The sequence below is a fragment of the Snodgrassella sp. ESL0323 genome, assembly GCF_013346865.1.
In the GTDB taxonomy this organism is placed as follows: domain Bacteria; phylum Pseudomonadota; class Gammaproteobacteria; order Burkholderiales; family Neisseriaceae; genus Snodgrassella; species Snodgrassella alvi.
Window position 1 is genome coordinate 20,952 of sequence record NZ_JAAEDT010000011.1, and the last position, 17,977, is coordinate 38,928.

General features: G+C 44.0%; 12 protein-coding genes. 8 read left to right on the forward strand and 4 right to left on the reverse strand.

The window, feature by feature from the left end; genetic code table 11:
- The first annotated feature begins 455 nt into the window (after window positions 1-455).
- Entirely contained in the window at window positions 456-4,922 is a 4,467-nt protein-coding gene (gene gltB, locus GY065_RS02255) for a glutamate synthase large subunit (RefSeq protein WP_174832934.1), read from the forward strand.
- A 49-nt stretch (window positions 4,923-4,971) separates the two neighbouring features.
- Window positions 4,972-6,381: an FAD-dependent oxidoreductase gene (locus tag GY065_RS02260; RefSeq protein ID WP_025330042.1), complete on the forward strand. Its 1,410-nt coding sequence runs from the start codon at window positions 4,972-4,974 to the stop codon at window positions 6,379-6,381.
- Window positions 6,382-6,458: 77 nt separating this feature from the next.
- On the opposite strand, the gene GY065_RS02265 is transcribed toward GY065_RS02260, so the two are convergent.
- Window positions 6,459-8,087 carry an FAD-dependent oxidoreductase gene (locus tag GY065_RS02265; RefSeq protein WP_174832935.1) on the reverse strand — a complete coding sequence of 543 codons (1,629 nt, stop codon included), beginning with the start codon at window positions 8,085-8,087 and terminating at the stop codon, window positions 6,459-6,461.
- A gap of 13 nt (window positions 8,088-8,100) precedes the next feature.
- The gene (locus tag GY065_RS02270) at window positions 8,101-9,609 is read right to left on the reverse strand and encodes a polyamine aminopropyltransferase (RefSeq protein WP_174832936.1); all 1,509 of its coding nucleotides are present in this window, start codon (window positions 9,607-9,609) and stop codon (window positions 8,101-8,103) included.
- 197 nt (window positions 9,610-9,806) lie between these two features.
- Between GY065_RS02270 and GY065_RS02275 the strand changes: the two genes are divergently transcribed.
- From GY065_RS02275 to speD, 4 genes are read left to right on the forward strand one after another with little or no spacing between them, the layout of a single operon-like run.
- Entirely contained in the window at window positions 9,807-10,205 is a 399-nt protein-coding gene (locus tag GY065_RS02275; RefSeq protein WP_037473157.1) for a DUF350 domain-containing protein, read from the forward strand.
- A gap of 31 nt (window positions 10,206-10,236) precedes the next feature.
- Window positions 10,237-11,280: an SPFH domain-containing protein gene (locus tag GY065_RS02280; protein ID WP_371731928.1), complete on the forward strand. Its 1,044-nt coding sequence runs from the start codon at window positions 10,237-10,239 to the stop codon at window positions 11,278-11,280.
- An 8-nt stretch (window positions 11,281-11,288) separates the two neighbouring features.
- Window positions 11,289-13,127 (forward strand): DUF4178 domain-containing protein, encoded by a 1,839-nt coding sequence (locus GY065_RS02285; RefSeq protein ID WP_174832937.1) that lies wholly within the window; start codon window positions 11,289-11,291, stop codon window positions 13,125-13,127.
- Window positions 13,115-13,492: an adenosylmethionine decarboxylase gene (speD, locus tag GY065_RS02290; RefSeq protein ID WP_174832938.1), complete on the forward strand. Its 378-nt coding sequence runs from the start codon at window positions 13,115-13,117 to the stop codon at window positions 13,490-13,492. The genes GY065_RS02285 and speD overlap by 13 nt, the downstream gene beginning before the upstream one ends.
- 364 nt (window positions 13,493-13,856) lie before the next feature.
- Here speD and GY065_RS02295 read toward each other — a convergent pair whose 3' ends face one another.
- Window positions 13,857-14,498, reverse strand: coding sequence for a hypothetical protein (locus GY065_RS02295; protein WP_174832939.1), 642 nt, complete (start codon window positions 14,496-14,498; stop codon window positions 13,857-13,859).
- Window positions 14,499-15,124: 626 nt separating this feature from the next.
- The gene (locus GY065_RS02300) at window positions 15,125-15,931 is read right to left on the reverse strand and encodes an outer membrane protein assembly factor BamD (protein WP_174832940.1); all 807 of its coding nucleotides are present in this window, start codon (window positions 15,929-15,931) and stop codon (window positions 15,125-15,127) included.
- Between GY065_RS02300 and rluD the strand changes: the two genes are divergently transcribed.
- Entirely contained in the window at window positions 15,930-17,060 is a 1,131-nt protein-coding gene (gene rluD / locus GY065_RS02305) for a 23S rRNA pseudouridine(1911/1915/1917) synthase RluD (RefSeq protein ID WP_174832941.1), read from the forward strand. The two genes, GY065_RS02300 and rluD, sit on opposite strands and share 2 nt — an antisense overlap.
- A 9-nt stretch (window positions 17,061-17,069) precedes the next feature.
- Window positions 17,070-17,861, forward strand: coding sequence for a peptidoglycan editing factor PgeF (gene pgeF, locus GY065_RS02310; protein WP_174832942.1), 792 nt, complete (start codon window positions 17,070-17,072; stop codon window positions 17,859-17,861).
- Window positions 17,862-17,977: the final 116 nt, after the last annotated feature.

A 17,977-nucleotide genomic window follows, 5' to 3' on the forward strand; every position in this document is an offset into this window, starting at 1 on the left:
TATCAGGGAGATGCCGGCATCTCCCTTTTTTATTTATTACAGCGGAAAAGTATAAAAACAGGATGCGCCTGTTTTTTTATATTTAAAGCCGGAAATAATTAAATCAGATAATTTTATATTGTTGAATTAGAATAATAATTGATTATTATTCTCAATTAAAATAATTTGCCAATAGCATAATTTGTGCTTTTGGCAATTTTTTTAGCCTTTTAGACAGTTATTATTAATTATCTCTAAATTGGTGAAAAATAGCAGATATTGTACTCAATTCCATTTTTATACGCAGTAAAACGGATTATCGTAGTGATTTAATCTAAATTTAAATGAAATCACAGAGTTTTTTTTGCGGTGCCGGAGAAAAAAGGTTTTGACGCTTATAGGTAAATTTTTGTATGTTTGTTACCTTGTCTAATTAATTTGTGCTTTGCAGTTAGTGCAGCAAATGAGGTTTCCCGATGTCCAGCTTATATGACCACTCTCTGGTAAAAGAAAACTGCGGTTTTGGATTGATTGCCAATATTGAAGGCGAAGCCAGCCACAAGGTGGTGCGTACCGCAATTCTTGGGCTGTCACGCATGCAGCATCGCGGTGCGATTTTATCGGATGGCAAAACAGGTGATGGTTGTGGCCTGTTACTGCAAATGCCGAAAAAATTCTTTCAGGCTGTTGCCGAAGAAGAAGGAATTACGCTGGCCAAAAACTTTGCCGTAGGGATGATTTTCTTTCCCCGAGATGAGGCTTTGCTAGAAGAATATAAAGCAATAATTGAGGAAGAACTGACGCGTGAAACGCTGAATATTTCATTCTGGCGGCCTGTTCCCACCAATCCGAAAATGCTTGGTTCCATTGCTCTGGCGGATATGCCTTATATTCAGCAGGTGTTTGTTAATGCGCCTGCCGGCTGGCTGCCGCGTGATTTGGAACGGCGGCTGTTTATGACCCGCCGGCGTGTTGAAAAACGGATTAATCATCGTGATTTTTATATTTGCAGCTTATCCAATCAGACGATGATTTATAAAGGGCTGTGTATGCCCAAGGATTTGCCGCGGTTTTATCCTGATCTGGCTGATTTGCGCATGCAAAGTGCTATTTGTCTGTTTCACCAGCGCTTTTCAACCAATACATTGCCACGCTGGCAGCTGGCTCAGCCATTCCGTTATCTGGCACATAATGGTGAAATTAATACTATTTCAGGGAATCGTGCCTGGGCGCGCGCACGCTCGTATAAATACCATACACCGCTGATTCCCGATTTGCAGACTGCTGCGCCGTTTGTAAATGAAACCGGTTCGGATTCCAGCTCTCTGGACAATATGCTGGAGCTGTTTGTGAATGGCGGTATGGATTTGTTCCGGGCTATGCGTCTGCTGGTACCGCCGGCATGGCAGCACAATCCGGATATGGATGAGGATTTGCGTGCATTTTACGATTTTAATTCCATGCATATGGAACCATGGGACGGTCCGGCCGGTATTGTACTGAGTGACGGCCGCTATGCGGCCTGTACGCTGGACAGAAATGGTTTACGGCCGGCGCGCTATGTTATTACTCAGGATAAACTGATTACGATTGCTTCTGAAGTAGGTATCTGGGATTACGCACCGGATGAAGTACTGGAAAAAGGCCGTGTCGGACCGGGTGAGTTGCTGGTGATTGATACGCGTGAAGGCCGGCTGATGCATTCAGCGGATATCAATACTGAGCTGAAAACCCGGCATCCGTATAAAGAATGGCTGGATAAAAATGTATTATCGCTGATTCCGTTTGAAAAACTACCGGATGAAGAGGCCGGTACCTCCAGTTTGTCAGCAGACCAGTTGCTGGTTTACCAGAAACTGTTCGGTTATGACATGGAAGAGTTGGAAAATGTAGTGCGGATACTGGGAGAAAACGGACAGGAACCGGTAGGATCAATGGGTGACGATACGCCATTTGCGGTGTTGTCACAACGGCCGCGGGTACTGTACGACTATTTCCGTCAGTATTTTGCTCAGGTAACCAATCCGCCGATTGATCCTTTGCGCGAAAAACATGTGATGAGCCTGAATACTTGTATCGGGCGCGAAATGAGTGTGTTTTTTGAGGCTGAGGGAATGTCACACCGGGTGAATTTTAAATCGCCGGTATTGCTGTACTCTGATATGCAGCAGTTATTGCAGCTATCAGCTGAGCATTATCAGCATCATCATCTGGATGCTGTCTATAACCCGAACGAAACCAGTTTTCAGGAAGCGCTGGTACATTTATGCGATGAAGCTGTGGCTGCTGTCAGAAACGGTGCTGTTCTGCTGGTGATATCAGACCGCAATGTCAGCCGGAATGCTATTGCTATTCCTGCTGTTTTCAGTGTCGGTGCCATTCAGCAGCGTCTGGTTGAAACCAATTTGCGCTGTGATGCCAATATTATTGTTGAAACTGCCTCGGCACGTAATCCGCACCATTTTGCGGTACTGATTGGTCTGGGTGCCACGGCAGTGTATCCGTATCTGGCGTATGAAAGTCTGGCCAGGATGGTTAGCATTGGTGCAATTACCAAACCATTACGGCAGGTAATGCTGAATTTCCGCAATGGTATTAATAAGGGGCTGTACAAAATCATCTCTAAAATGGGTATTTCAACGATTTCTTCCTATCGTTGTGCCTGTTTGTTCGAAGCAGTGGGCTTTCATCACGAAGTGATGCAGTTATGCTTTAAGAATATGATTAATCGGATTGAAGGTGCAACATTTGCCCAGCTGGATGATGAGCTCAGATGGCTTCACAAGCGGGCATGGCAGAAAAGCCGCGGACTGGAAATCGGTGGTTATCTGAAATACAAGCCGCAGGGTGAGTATCATGCCTATAATCCTGAGGTGGTGAATACATTGCAGGCGGCCATAAATACCGGAGACTATAGCCGTTACCGTCGCTATGCAGATGCAGTTAACCACCGTCCGCCTGCTATGCTGCGAGATTTGCTGCGTCTGAAAACTGATAATGCAACGCCGGTTAAACTGGAACAGGTAGAAGCCGCAGAAAATCTGTATAAGCGCTTTGACAGTGCGGCAATGTCTATCGGCGCACTGAGTCCGGAAGCGCATGAAGCGCTGGCTACTGCGATGAACCGTCTGGGTGGTTTCTCCAATTCAGGAGAAGGGGGCGAAGATCCGAACCGTTATGGTACTGAACGGGTATCACGGATTAAACAGGTGGCTTCCGGCCGTTTTGGTGTAACACCGGCTTATCTGATGAGTGCAGATGTTATTCAGATTAAAGTGGCACAGGGTGCCAAGCCGGGTGAAGGTGGTCAGTTACCCGGGGATAAAGTGACTCCATACATTGCTCAGCTGCGCTTTGCCGTACCCGGGTCTACGCTGATTTCGCCGCCACCGCATCATGATATTTATTCAATTGAAGATTTGGCACAGCTGATTTTTGACTTGAAACAGATTAATCCGCGTGCGCTGATTTCAGTTAAGCTGGTGTCTTTACCGGGGGTGGGTACGATTGCTACCGGTGTGGCTAAGGCATATGCCGATCTGATTACTATTTCCGGCTATGACGGCGGTACCGGTGCCAGTCCGATAACCAGTGTGAAATACGCCGGCAGCCCGTGGGAGCTGGGTCTGGCTGAAACTCAGCAGGCTCTGGTAGAAAATAATCTGCGCCACAAAGTGCGCTTACAGGTCGACGGTGGTCTGAAAACCGGGCTGGATATTGTAAAGGCAGCTATTCTGGGGGCTGAAAGTTTTGGTTTTGGTACCGGACCGATGATTGCACTGGGCTGCCGCTATCTGCGCATTTGCCATCTGAATAACTGCGCTACCGGTGTAGCGACACAGGATGATACTCTGCGCCATGAACATTTCCACGGCCTGCCTGAGAAAGCAATGAATTATTTCAAATTCATCGCACAGGATGTACGCGAAATTATGGCGCAGCTCGGTGTAACTCAGTTAACTGATTTAATCGGCCGTACTGAGTTACTGGAAATTGTTTCCGGAATTACGCCTAAACAAGGTACGCTGGATTTGAGCAAGCTGCTGTATTCCCCGAAAGTACCGGATGGCAGCTCACGCTACTGTACTCAGACCAATCCTCCGTTTGATCCGGGACGCCTTAACCGTACCATCATGCAGGATATTGGTGATGCGATACAAAGCGGTGAGGATGTTGAATTAAATTATGATATTAATAATACCGACCGTTCAGTAGGTGCCTCATTGTCCGGCCGGATTGCAGAAACTTACGGTAATCGTGGTCACGTACCTCAGCGTTTTGATATCTATCTGACCGGAACAGCCGGACAAAGTTTTGGCGTATGGCTGGCCGGAACTGTAAATTTATATCTCACCGGGGATGCCAATGATTATGTGGGTAAAGGTATGGCCGGCGGCAAAATTGTGATTCATCCGCACGGCGGCACAGCTTTCCGTCCTGAAGACACGACAATTATCGGCAATACCTGTCTGTATGGTGCTACCGGTGGCAAGCTATTTGCTTCCGGTAAGGCCGGTGAACGTTTTGCCGTGCGCAATTCCGGCGCTACGGTGGTCGTAGAAGGCATTGGTGACAATGGCTGTGAATATATGACTGGTGGTGTGGTATGCGTACTCGGTAAAACCGGAATTAATTTTGGTGCCGGTATGACCGGTGGCTTTGCCTATGTACTGGATGTAGACGGCTGCTTTAAACAGCGGATTAATCCGGAGCTGGTGGAAGGACTGGATATCAGCGAATTAACTATGCATCAGGAAAATCTGCGCGGGTTAATTGCCGAGCATGTAGAGAATACCCACAGTCCGTTAGGGGAGCGCATTCTGGCAGAATGGGATAATTATGTCAGCCGTTTTGTGCTGGTTAAACCGAAAGCCAATGATGTTGATGCGTTACTGGGACATAAGCCGCGTACAGTTACAGAACTGCGTGCAGTGACCCAGTAAACCCGCCGGATAATGCAGAAATAATTAGAAATATTGCAAGGAACACCAGATGAGTCAACGCGAAAATGTTTATCAGTTTATTGATGTGCCGCGTGTGGATCCCCCGAAAGAACCGCTGACTGTACGTCGGCATGAGTTTGCGGAAATTTATCAGCCGTTTACTACTGCACAGGCTATTGCGCAGGCAGACCGCTGTCTGGCCTGTGGTAATCCGTACTGTCAGAATAAGTGTCCTTTACACAATAATATTCCCAACTGGCTGCGACTGGCCAATGAAGGAAGAATTATCGAAGCAGTTGAACTGGCACACTCTACCAACAGTCTGCCGGAAGTCTGCGGACGGGTTTGCCCGCAAGACCGCTTGTGTGAAGGTGATTGCACGCTGAATGCTGAATTCGGAGCGGTTACGATTGGAGCCATTGAAAAATACATTACTGAACAGGCTTTTGCACAGGGATGGCATCCTGATATCAGTAAGGTGGAAAAAGTAGGCAAAAAAGTGGCGGTAGTCGGTGCCGGTCCGGCCGGGCTGGGCTGTGCCGATGTACTGATTCGTAATGGTGTGGATGTTACAGTTTACGAACGGGCGACAGAAATCGGCGGTTTACTGACTTTCGGTATTCCGGCTTTTAAACTGGAAAAAGAAGTGATGATGCGCCGCCGTCATGTACTGACTGATATGGGTATTGAGTTCAGACTGGGGGTAACAGTAGGTGAAGATGTTACCTTGCAGGAACTGGAGCAGCAGTATGATGCGGTATTTCTGGGTGTAGGTACTTATCAGGGGCTGCGTGCAGGTATTGAAAATGAAGATGCCGCTGGTGTTTATCTGGCATTACCTTATTTAATCGGCAATACCGAACATTTGCTGAATATTCCCAGTAAAGATTATGTTTCTATGGCCGATAAACGCGTAGTGGTTCTTGGCGGTGGTGATACTGCCATGGATTGTGTGCGTACAGCTTTACGTCAGCAGGCAAAAGAGGTTATCTGTGCCTATCGCCGCGATGCGGCCAATATGCCCGGATCAAAAAAAGAATTCAATAATGCGCGTGAAGAAGGTGTTCAGTTCAAATTCAATGTGCAGCCACAGGCAGTAGTGACTGATGCTGATGGTACAGTAAGCGGTATTCAGGTAGTAAAAACCATAATGGGCGCGCCGGATGAACGCGGGCGCCGGCGTGCTGAAATTGTTGCCGGCAGTGAAGAAGTGATTGCCTGCGATGCGGTGATTGTGGCGTTTGGTTTTGCTCCGCACAGTATGCCTTGGTTAAACAGTGTTGGTGTTACTGTGGATGAACGCGGCCGGATTCAGACCTGTGGTGAATATAAACAGCAGACAGCCAACCCCAGAATTTTTGCCGGTGGTGATATTACCCGTGGTTCTGATCTGGTGGTTACTGCTATTGCCGAGGGTCGTGATGCGGCACAAAGTATTATGGATTATCTTGAAGTTTAGAAACTTTGTTATCTGAATCAAACAGCTTGCTGCCATATTTCTGGCAGCAGGCTGTTTGTTTGTTCTGATACCGCATATTAATGTTGTGCCAGTATCTGAACTGCCGCACGTTTACCCCAGTAGCAGGCTTCTTCAAAAATCGAATAACCGGATAAATCACTGTGTGCAAACTGTAAGCGACCGGTATAAGTACGCAGTGACTGTAAACCCTGATTGGACAGATAGCCCGGTTGCGGTACAGCCATGGCATGGCCACGTAAACTTAAACGCGCCTGCAACATACGCCGGCGTAGTTTAACTCCATAGATTTGCTCGAGTTCTGCGGCCGCACACTGATAAATTTCATCGGTTGATGCAGACAGCATCCAGCGGCGCACATTAGCAGGGGTATCATGATTCAGTGCAGTATAGGCGGTAAATGAGGTATAGGCTGGTGGCCCCTGCCGGATTTGCTGGTGGGTTGCCACCACATAACCCAGTCCTTTTCCCTGATAGAGGATATTATCCCAGGCGAGTTTGCTGCCCTTGCGTTCTGCCGGAAAACCACGCAGCAGAAAGTTCGCCACAATCCATGGTGCATATTGCGGCATATGGATATCCGGTTTGAATCCGTACTGCTGAATATCTTTAACCACATGGGCTGCAATATAAAGTGGCATGGCACATACAGCATGCTGTGCCTCAAGCCAATAATATTGTTGCTGCTCTGTACAGATAAGCAGGCGAACACCCTGATTATGCTCCTCAATTGAAACAACAAAGGCATTGATACTATATGGCTGAGTGCGTGACAAACTAATATTCGCCAGACTGGTTGCCGGATGCAGGCGGCAGAATGTGCGTATCCGTTGTGACAGTTCATTCAAACCATCAGGCCATGTCATTATTGTTCCATGCTCATTTTGCTGATTACCACGCGCGCAAAAATAGTGCAAACCTGCCCAGGTACTGATTTGTCTGATACCTTGTCCGTAATCATCACGGCAGCAATAGTCCAGATACCATAAAAGTGTCGGCGAATGATAGTTTTGCTGCTCAAGCCAGTCAGCAAATGTTATTTTTTCCAAACGGCGCCATTGGCTATCCATGCTGGCTAAATCAAGCGGAATAGTGAATAAACGCTTACCATCCGTACCACGTTGATTACTTACCCTATGTATAAACTGAAAAAAGCGTTTACTGTCGGCATCTGTGTGCGGCAGTAAATCGTTCTGCCATTGCTGCTGATAAAACAGACGCTCATTAGGTACTTGAAGCAAAGCCCGCTCATCATAGACACCATGCTGATAGAGCTGTAAATCACTAAGTAGTTCGCGAATATGTTCTGATTCTGGCGAAGGTAGGGGCAGATAATGGGCTCCGGTCGGATAGTTTACGCCAAACTGCTGTTCGCCGCGGTTATTGCCATTGCGTTCAGCCCCGTCAAGTAAAATATAATCCTGCATGCCTTGTCTGGATAATTGCCACGCCGCAGCCAGAGCTGCCGCCCCGCTGCCGACAATCACAGTATTCACGCTGAATCTGGGTATCTCTGCCGGGACATTTATACGAGCATCACGAATAGCATGGCCGGTTGCCTTACCGGGAAAATCTATACTGACTGGCGGTTGCCCGGGTCTGAAATAGCGCCATGCCTCATAGCCGGTTAAACCTACCATACTGGCACCGAGTACATGGTTGAGAAAACGGCGACGACTGATTTTCATTTCTGCTATTCCTTTAGCGCATGACAGCGCGCCAGTCAGCCTCAAAATACTCTACCAGCTTTTGTGTATTCAGATGATTGGGTTCAACAGAGCGGCGTTGCATATCTTTCGGAAAAATAAACATTTCTCTTGTACTATCGGCATCCAGATAGCGTGTTGGTACCTGATAATGATCAGGAATCAGAAATTCACCGCTCTGATTTGCCATTACATAACCCCATTCACCGAATGACGGAACATAAACATGGTAAGGCAGAGTCTTTAAGCCGGCCGTTTCCAGCGTGTTTACAATACACCAGAACGCATTCGGGGCAAAATAAGGTGAAGTGGACTGCACTACGATATTGCCCTGCGGATTTAAATGTTGTGCAACCATCCGGTACATCGGAACTGAATACAGCTTGCCCAGAGAAAAATTAGACGGGTCGGGAAAATCGATAATGATTGCATCAAATTTCTGTTGATTGTGTTCCAGCCACTGTGCCGCATCCGCATTGATAATATGCATTTTCGAATTATTCAGTGAGTTCTGGTTTAGCTGGCGCAAATGAGTAGAGTTACGGAATACTTTAGTCATGCTGGCATCCAGATCGACCAGAGTAACCTGCTTAACCTGAGAGTATTTCAATACTTCACGAGCAGCCAGTCCGTCACCGCCGCCCAGTATCAGAACACTGGCAGTCTGAGGATTCTGTTCCATTACCGGCAAGACCAGTGCTTCGTGATAACGGGCTTCATCTATTGAAGAAAATTGTAAATTGCCGTTGATAAATAAACGGGTATCATTATGCCATTTTGTAATGACCAGACGCTGATAAGGAGAGGCTGTGCTGTATACGACCGGATCGCCGAAATAATGCTGTTCTGCCTTATCGGTAATTTTATTGGCATAGCAGAAAAGAAGAATCAGAATAAGCAGAACCACATTACCGCGCAGATACAGGCTGCGGTAGCGGCGTAAGTTTTTTTTAAATAACCGTGCAGTTAATAATGCAACAACCGTATTCAGAATACCGAACAGCAGAGCGCTTCTGGCCATACCGAGTTTGGGTGCCAGAATCAAAGGAAAGAGCAGGGAAACAGCCAGTGCACCCAGATAATCAAAAGTCAGCACCCGGCTAACGACTTCTTTAAATTCAACTTCCCGTAAATTGAGTACCCGCATGACCAGCGGCAGTTCCATTCCGGTAACAATACCAATGGTCAGTACCATTCCGTACAGTATCGAACGAAAAGGTGTCTCAGAGAAGCCAAACAGAACAAACAGCAGCAGCGCAGAAATACCGCCAACGATACCCACCAGAATTTCGATATCAATAAAACGGCTTAATGCATCTTTGTCCTTAATATAGCGTGTCATATGTGCACCGATACCCATCGCAAACATGTACACGCCGATAATTGAAGAAAACTGAAGTATCGAATCACCAAGCAGATAACTGGCCAGAGCAGCAATAATCAGTTCATATGCCAGACCGCAGCTGGCTACCACAAATACCGATACAATTAAAGCAGGATTCACCGTTTATCCTTTTATTCATTTTGTCTGCTTCAGGCACAGGCAGCTGTGAGGCATCCTGTCTGACTAAACTGTATATACTGATAAGGCAATAATTATATTCATATGTTAAATTTTTGCATATTAAAGTAAATTCAATACTATACAAAATAATTATTATACGGTATGTTTAACATCAGAAATAATCGGGATAATAAATAATGACAATTCCTCTATTGCAATATCTCCAATATTTAAAATACTTTGCGGTGGCACTATCCATGCTAATCGCGTTTGTTTTATTATATATGCGTATTACTCCTGTAGCTGAGCTGAAATTAATTAAACAGGGGAATATCGCCTGTGCTGTTTCTCTGAGCGGTTCAATGATTGGTTTTTGCATCACTCTGACTTCCAGTATGCTGCAATCAGTTAATCTGGTTAGTTTTATTATCTGGGGCATAGCAGCTATGATTATTCAGATTCTGGTGTATTTGATTGCTACACTGCTGATACCTAAAGCTAATCAGGAATTGGAAAATAATAATATTGCAGTCGGAATTCTGCTTTTTGGTCTGTCTGTGGCTATCGGTATTCTCAATGCTGCAGCATTAAGTTAATTATTAACTTTATTTAAACTGGATACGAACAATGGTAATGAATTCAATTTTTGGCAGTAATGGTCTGGGTGGCTTCATTAAGAAACAATTTATTGACGTTATCCAGTGGGAAAATCCAGACCCCGAAGTGTTAATGTGGCGGTTTCCCTTACAGGATCAGGAAATTCAGAATGGTGCTGCTCTGGTAGTGCGTGAAGCACAGTCTGCTCTTTTTGTGGATGAAGGTCAGATTGCAGATCAGTTTGGTACAGGCACATTTACCCTTAATACCCAGAATCTGCCTTTACTCACCAGTCTGAAAAACTGGGGTAAATTATTTCAATCTCCATTTAAATCGGATGTGTATTTTTTCAATCTGCGTCAGCAATTATCCAGACGCTGGGGGACTGCACAGCCAGTTACCATTCGCGACAGTGATTTTGGAGCCATCGCTGTACGCTCGTTTGGCATGTACACTTTTCGCATTGCCCAGCCGGCAGTTTTCTTTCGTGAAGTAAGCGGTGTCTGTGAAGAATATCGAACTGAAACATTGGAAGAGCAGCTGCGTAATCTGGTCATTACTCAGATGGCCACTGCTTTTGGCAATTCTTCTATTCCTTTTCTGGATATGGCTGCTAACCAGCTAATGCTGTCACAGCAAATGATAACATTACTGAAACCGGCTTTTGCAGAGCTCGGACTGGAGCTGGAAAAGTTTACTGTGGAAAGCATTACTCTGCCGGAAAATCTGCAAAAGCGTCTGGATGAGCGTATCGGCATGGGTATTGTCGGTGATATAACACGTTATACCCAGTATCAGACTGCACAGGCCATTCCGCTGGCTGCGGAAAATGAAGGCGGTATTGCCGGAATTGGTGCCGGACTGGCTGCGGGTATGAATATAGCCACTGTGATGACTTCAGGTCTGACCGGAACGGTGGCTGCACAGACTGCACCGGCCGGTAGTACTGAAAACGGATCTTCAGATTTAACTGCGCGGCTTGCGCAACTGAAAACATTGCTGGAGCAAAATCTGATTAGTCAGAATGATTATGATACTGCCAAAGCTGAGATTATCAAAAAAATCACCGGTTAATTCGCAGTATGAATAGTTCGTCCTCTTATCTGCTGCACACAAGCTGTCCCAGCTGCGGGGCTGAAATCGGAATCCGTTCAGCGACCGCTGTCACTGCGGTTTGTGGCTATTGTCATTCTGTTTTATTAGTTAATCAGAATAAACTGCTTCAGTCAGGGCGCCATTCTGCAGTACTAAATGATTTATCTCCGCTGCAAATCGGTACTACCGGGGAGTGGCAGGGTAAGTCATTTATTCTGATCGGGCGTATACAAGTACATTATGAAGCAGGTTTATGGAATGAGTGGCATGCACTGTTAGCCGATGGCAGCAGTGCATGGCTGTCTGAAACTAATGACCGGTTTGCTTTTACCCGTTTGCAGCCGGCATCTGCCTGTCAGGAAAAATTACCCGAATTCAGTAGTCTGGAAATCGGCAAAACATTTTTTAAGTATCAGTCACGTCGGTATGCTGTAGCTGATATTCACAAAACCAGCCGCGGTCAGTATGTGGCTGAAGGTGAGTTACCTGTATCGCTGCCAAATTCTGAAACAGCACTGGTAGCTGATTGCCGTAATGGTTTGTCATTTATTACGCTGGATTACTCATCCGGTCAGCAACAGCCTGAAGTATTTGCAGGTCGGGGAGTGACCCTGAAATCACTGAAACTGCAAAACACTCGCAGAAAAGAGCAGATACGCAGCCAGGCCGGTTATGTAAAAGGCAGTACTAAAAGAGGTAAATGCCCGAGTTGCGGAGGTGAAATTCTCTGGGTAAGCGGGGTAACCGATTACGTACTATGCCAGTATTGCCGCAGTCAGATGGATATGAGTGAAGACGCGGCATTACAGAAAAACATCAGTGAAAATCGTGAATGGTATGAGCGTCAGTTAACCATTAAAATTGGCAGTAAAGCACGTATCAACAATGAAGACTGGTGGGTACTGGGTGCAATGATACTTGTGGAATTACCAGTACAGATAGCTTTTCCGGATGTACCTTTGTATGTGCAGGTTATGCGTGAAGAGACAGAGGAAGAAGACAGTCTTGGCTGGACTGAATATCTGCTTTACTCACCCCAAAAAGGCTTTTTATGGCTGCTGGAGCTGGAAAATAATCAATGGGCAATGGCTTCAACACTGGACGATTGGCCTATTTTAAACGGACCATTACAACCTGTTAATTTGAAAAGAAAAGATATTCCGTTTTTATATGATTATGCTGCCCATGTAATGTATGCTGCCGGTGCATTTTACTGGCAGGTTGCTCCAGGCGATAGAATGTACTATATCGATTATGGTTGCAAGGCGCATAAACTATCTACAACGCTCACAGACAACGAACAATCATGGTCTGTGGTCAGCACTATCCCTGCTTCTCTGGTGGCTACATGGTTTCAAAATGATAAAAATATCAGTATTAAAGCAAAACCCCTTGAGCGGGATAAAGCTGTTGAAATTGTGCGTGAACATCAAGGCATTAAAGCAAAAGATTTTAATGCCGACAATATCAGAAAATGGTCCCGGCAAACCTTTATAAATTCTCTGTTTGATATTTATAACCCTAATTTCTGGTTAGCTTTATTTGTTGTTTTAAATTTACCGGTAATTTTTATAATATTGATCGGCGGACCGGCTAATTATGACTATGGATTTGATGCACTAGGAATGTTTTTGTTAGCTTTTGGTTGTCTGATAAATTTGCCCAAACCAGAAAATCGTCAATTAAATAAAACCAAGAAATACAATATCTATTATGCTGCAATGATATTAATTGCACTCACATGGACAAATTATGGCATACATGAAACAGATACAAACTCTTCGGGCGGGCATTATTATAGTAGCAGCGGGCGATGGCACAAATAAAACAGCTTAATCGTAGCATAGGACAGCACTGCTTACTGGATGTTTATCAAACAAATGGTTACTGGTTGCAGGATGCTGTTGCCATCGAAGAATTATTGCGTCAGGCTGCGCAGGCAGCACAGGCACATATCCTTACCAGTCATTTTCATACTTTCGGCGGCAGCGGTGGTGTTACGGGTGTATTGTTATTGGCGGAATCACATATCAGTATACATACATGGCCTGAGCATCACTATGCTGCTATTGATATATTTATGTGCGGACAGTTACTGACAGAAGCGGCTGTGGCAAAATTACAAAAATCATTACCGGATGCACAGATGCAGATTCAATGGTTAGTACGCGAATATTTACCAAAAATATAAAAAATTTTTCTGATATGAAATCAGGATAACAATAATCAGAACATACTTTTCAATTTCAGAAACGATGCCTGCAGAAATTCCGAACATAAATTATTTAAAAGGAAAGCATGGAGAAATAGTTTATGCAGGTAGTCAATAAAGTAATATGAAAAATAAAATCGGTATAAATAATTCAGTAAAATCATCAAAATAAGTTTACAAAAATCCTTCAATAAATTGCTGACTCCTATTTTGAAAAATCGACATCAATTTTATCTGTTGCTTGTTGAATGAGTATTTGCTGTATGAAATGAATACAAATTACTTGATGTGTAAAGCACTGCATCATAGATAAAGATTTTATAAAACAGAATAATTATTAGTCTTAGTAATTTAGGATACAAGCATCAATAGCAGAACAATGAAGCCATTTTTTAATTTTCCTATTTTTTTCTGTTGTATATTCAATTTCATAAAAATCATTTTTATAATTTAATAATTCTACCTTATCCTCTCTAATTAAATATATTTTTGTTTTATTTTTTAAATTTGGAGAATCATATAGATAACTCTTATCCACTGTAAGCTTAAATCCATATTCTTCGGGCTGATATTGAGTTAAAAGGAAACGATTTATACAATCATTAATATCTGTTGAAGTATAAAATGTGTTGCAAAATTTTGAAGCATATTTCTCTGTTAATAGATTGAAATAAATATTATATTGTTTTTGCTCTGGAATTTTAGTGATGTATTTTTGTAATTTAATATTTACTGGTATCTTATTATGATATATCAATAAAATTAATTCATTAATAAAAGAATTTTGTTCTCTACGTAAACATAATGGATAACTAAATTTATCCTCCTGACCAAAGCGGTAAACATCAATATTATTACTTACCCACTCGCATTTTTTATTCACCTCACCTTCCCATTCCTTCTGAAAAATATCAATATTTTTTTTTAAAAGAATTTTAGATAATTTATCTATTATAGTTGAATTATGTTTTATAGTATTATCCATATCAATGAACATCCTCTCTATTGGACTAACATAACTAAAAACATTGTTACTCATAAAAATTAATATAAATAGTAAAATCTTCTTCATTATCATCATTCCCTTTGGAAGATTTAGCAGCATCATCTCTTCTTTTCAATCATTGATTTGAATTCTATCCATCTCTAATTATTCCGTAATTTTATTTGAATATCTTGCATTTTTTTCACTAATACCATTGCCTGCCACATAAACTTGATTATGAATTCCTTTTCGTTTCATTATTACTTTGATCTATATTCCTACCTTTTCCTTGCCTGCTGATTGAATTAAATCAGAAAGTTATCTGGTTTTTGACACATCTTACTAAAATAATTCTGCAAACCTGCTAAGCCCTCCCCAAACAGGCAACATATCTTGCTGCATTCATTTACATAAAAATAGGCAATAGACTATCATTAACAATAAAATAATTTTTAACTAATAAACAGCCATTACAACTCTTTTATCTCTTAGCAGGTCTAGTTAATTTCATGATATTTTCCAAACAAATTCATTGTATAAATATGAAAAAATCAGACCAATACAAAGAATTGGCCTGATTAAGAAGTGTAGCTTGTCTGAGACAGATTGTCATATTAATGTGGCGGTTATTTCCAGTAACGCCACCATGGAATGGCATTATGATCCTGCCATGGTTTTTGTAAATACGGGCTATTCGGAAAATTTTGCGCCAGTACACGTTTGGTATCGTCGCTAAGCTTCTGTTCTCCCAGATTGGTATATGCAGAAATCATTATTGCCAGAGCTTCTTCTACATTTGGCGTATTCTGGTATTGAGAAATTACAGTCTGTGCCCGTCCGGCAGCGGCAAGCCATGCACCGCGCTTCATATAGTAACGTGCAACCGCTAGTTCGTTCCCGCTCAGAGCATCCAGCAGTTTCTGCATTTTATCACGGGCGTCGGCAGCATATTTGCTCTGTGGAAAATATTGTACGAGCTGAGCAAAAGTGGCATAAGCTTCACGGTTCGCTTTAGGATCACGGTCAGACCAGTCCTGTTTTGCCAGTTTGCTGACAAAGGATTTATCTTCATTGAGCTGAATCAGTGCTTTTAAATATAGTGCATAATCCATATTGGGATGTTGCGGGTACAGACGCTGGAACTGCTCAATTGCAACCAGTGCTTTGTCGTTCTCATCATCCTTATAATAAGCATAAGCCGTATCCAGCTGTGCCTGTTCAGCATAAGAACCATATGGGAAACGCGCCTGCAGAATTTCGTATAATTTCTCTGCATGAGTATAATTACGGTGCATCAGCTCATCATGTGCTTCATTGTACAGACGCTGAACTGACCAGTCCTGGGTAATCTGGGAATCTTTATCTACAGTACTTTTGCTGGCACAGGCACTCAGTAACAGGCCTAAGCCCACCGCCAAAAACAAATTTTTCATGAAAGACACTTCTTTGTTAGAGAATGATGACGATTATAACGATGATTTGCCCTTTACGGCAGATGATAGTACACAAAGTTATAAAAATTGGACAGTACCTAATGAGCTGGCTGGCCTACGTCTGGATGCCGCACTGGCAAAACTGGCACCGGAATTTTCCCGCAGCCGGCTGACTGCGTGGATAAAAGACGGCCATGTCACAGTCAATGGCAGCGTAGTCCCGCCCAAGTATAAACTGATAGGCGGCGAAGCCATACAGGCAGCCATCCAGCAGGATGAAAGCCAGCTGGCTTTCATACCACAGGCTATGTCACTGGATATTATATATGAAGATGATAGTGTGCTGGTACTGAATAAACCGGCTGGACTGGTTGTACATCCGGCAGCAGGAAACTGGCAGGGCACATTACTCAATGGTTTGCTCGCGTATTGCCCGGCACTGACACAGGTACCACGAGCCGGTATCGTGCACCGTCTGGATAAAGATACCAGCGGATTAATGGTTGTCGCCAAAACCATAGTTGCACAAACTCATCTGGTTCGTCAGTTACAGGCACGGACAGTCAAACGTACTTATCGTGCAGTTGCTGACGGGGTAGTGCCGTTTGACGGTAAAATTGAAACACTGATCGGACGTGATCCGCATAATCGTACCCGTATGGCTGTTGTCCCTTTTGGCGGCAAAGAGGCCATTACGCATGTAAAAGTACTCGAACGTTATGCTGATTTCAGCTATATCGAATGTCAGCTGGAAACCGGACGTACTCATCAGATTCGCGTGCATATGAAAGCTGCCGGACATCCGCTTGCCGGAGATGCTGTTTATGGTAATCCGCGCCATCACGCCACAACAGAAGTCAGAGACGCTATTAAAATGCTGGCACGCCAGGCACTGCATGCCTATCGGCTGAGTTTTATTCATCCGCAAACTCAGGAGAATATGCAATTTGAAGCTCCGTTACTGGCTGATATTTATCATTTACTGTCTGTACTGCGTTTACAGGCAGGCAGGGACTCTTCCATTAAAACCGAAGACCAATGGCAGCAGCGACTGAGTGCGGAAGCAGCAGAAGATGATGACTGGGACGACGATGATTATGATGTGGATGTTATTTATGTACGCGAATAGGACAGAGGAATGAATCAATGGGACATGAATCAGGCACTCGGTCTGAATCAGAATAAAAATGTCTTTTTTAATGCACAATGGCCGGCACCAGCCAGTGTGCATACCCTGTTTACAACGCGTCAGGGCGGTGTGAGCCAGCCACCGTTCAATTCATTGAATGTCGGAGCACATGTCGGTGATAACGCAGATGCCGTGCAGCATAATCGTGCATTAGTACAACAACAGGTAGCAAAACCTCTGGCTTATCTGAATCAGGTGCACAGCGCAGATGTTATTAATGCTGTGTCTGCGTTAACTGCATTGCAGTCAGGTACACCGGCCAATGCTGATGCAAGCTTTTGTCACCGCGGTGAATCGGCAGCCTGTGCGATTATGACAGCCGATTGTTTGCCAGTATTATTGTGTGACCGTGCTGGAACTGTAGTTGCCGCTGCACATGCGGGCTGGCGCGGCCTGGCAAACGGAGTATTGCAGAATACGGTAGAGGCTATGCAGGTTAACCCTCTAGAAATATTAGCTTACCTTGGTCCTGCAATCGGGCCGGAGGCTTTTGAAGTCGGTGCTGAGGTATGGGAGGTGTTTTGTCTGAAACAGCCAAAGGCGCAGACTGCATTTACGGATATTGGTAATGAGCACTATCTGGCTGATATTTATGCTCTGGCACGGCTGGCTCTTGCAGATGCCGGTGTGCATCAGGTATATGGTGGAACGGAATGTACTGTATTGCAGCGGGAGCGTTATTTTTCTTATCGTCGTGACGGGAAAACCGGACGTATGCTCAGTGCAGTCTGGCTCGAATAAAACCAGCAATGGATTAAATTGTTTACAAATCAAATTCATTTTTCAGCCAGAGCATCAATGTTTTTAGGAAATAATCAATTTAAAAATTAAATCATTGATGCTTATGCTGAAATTTA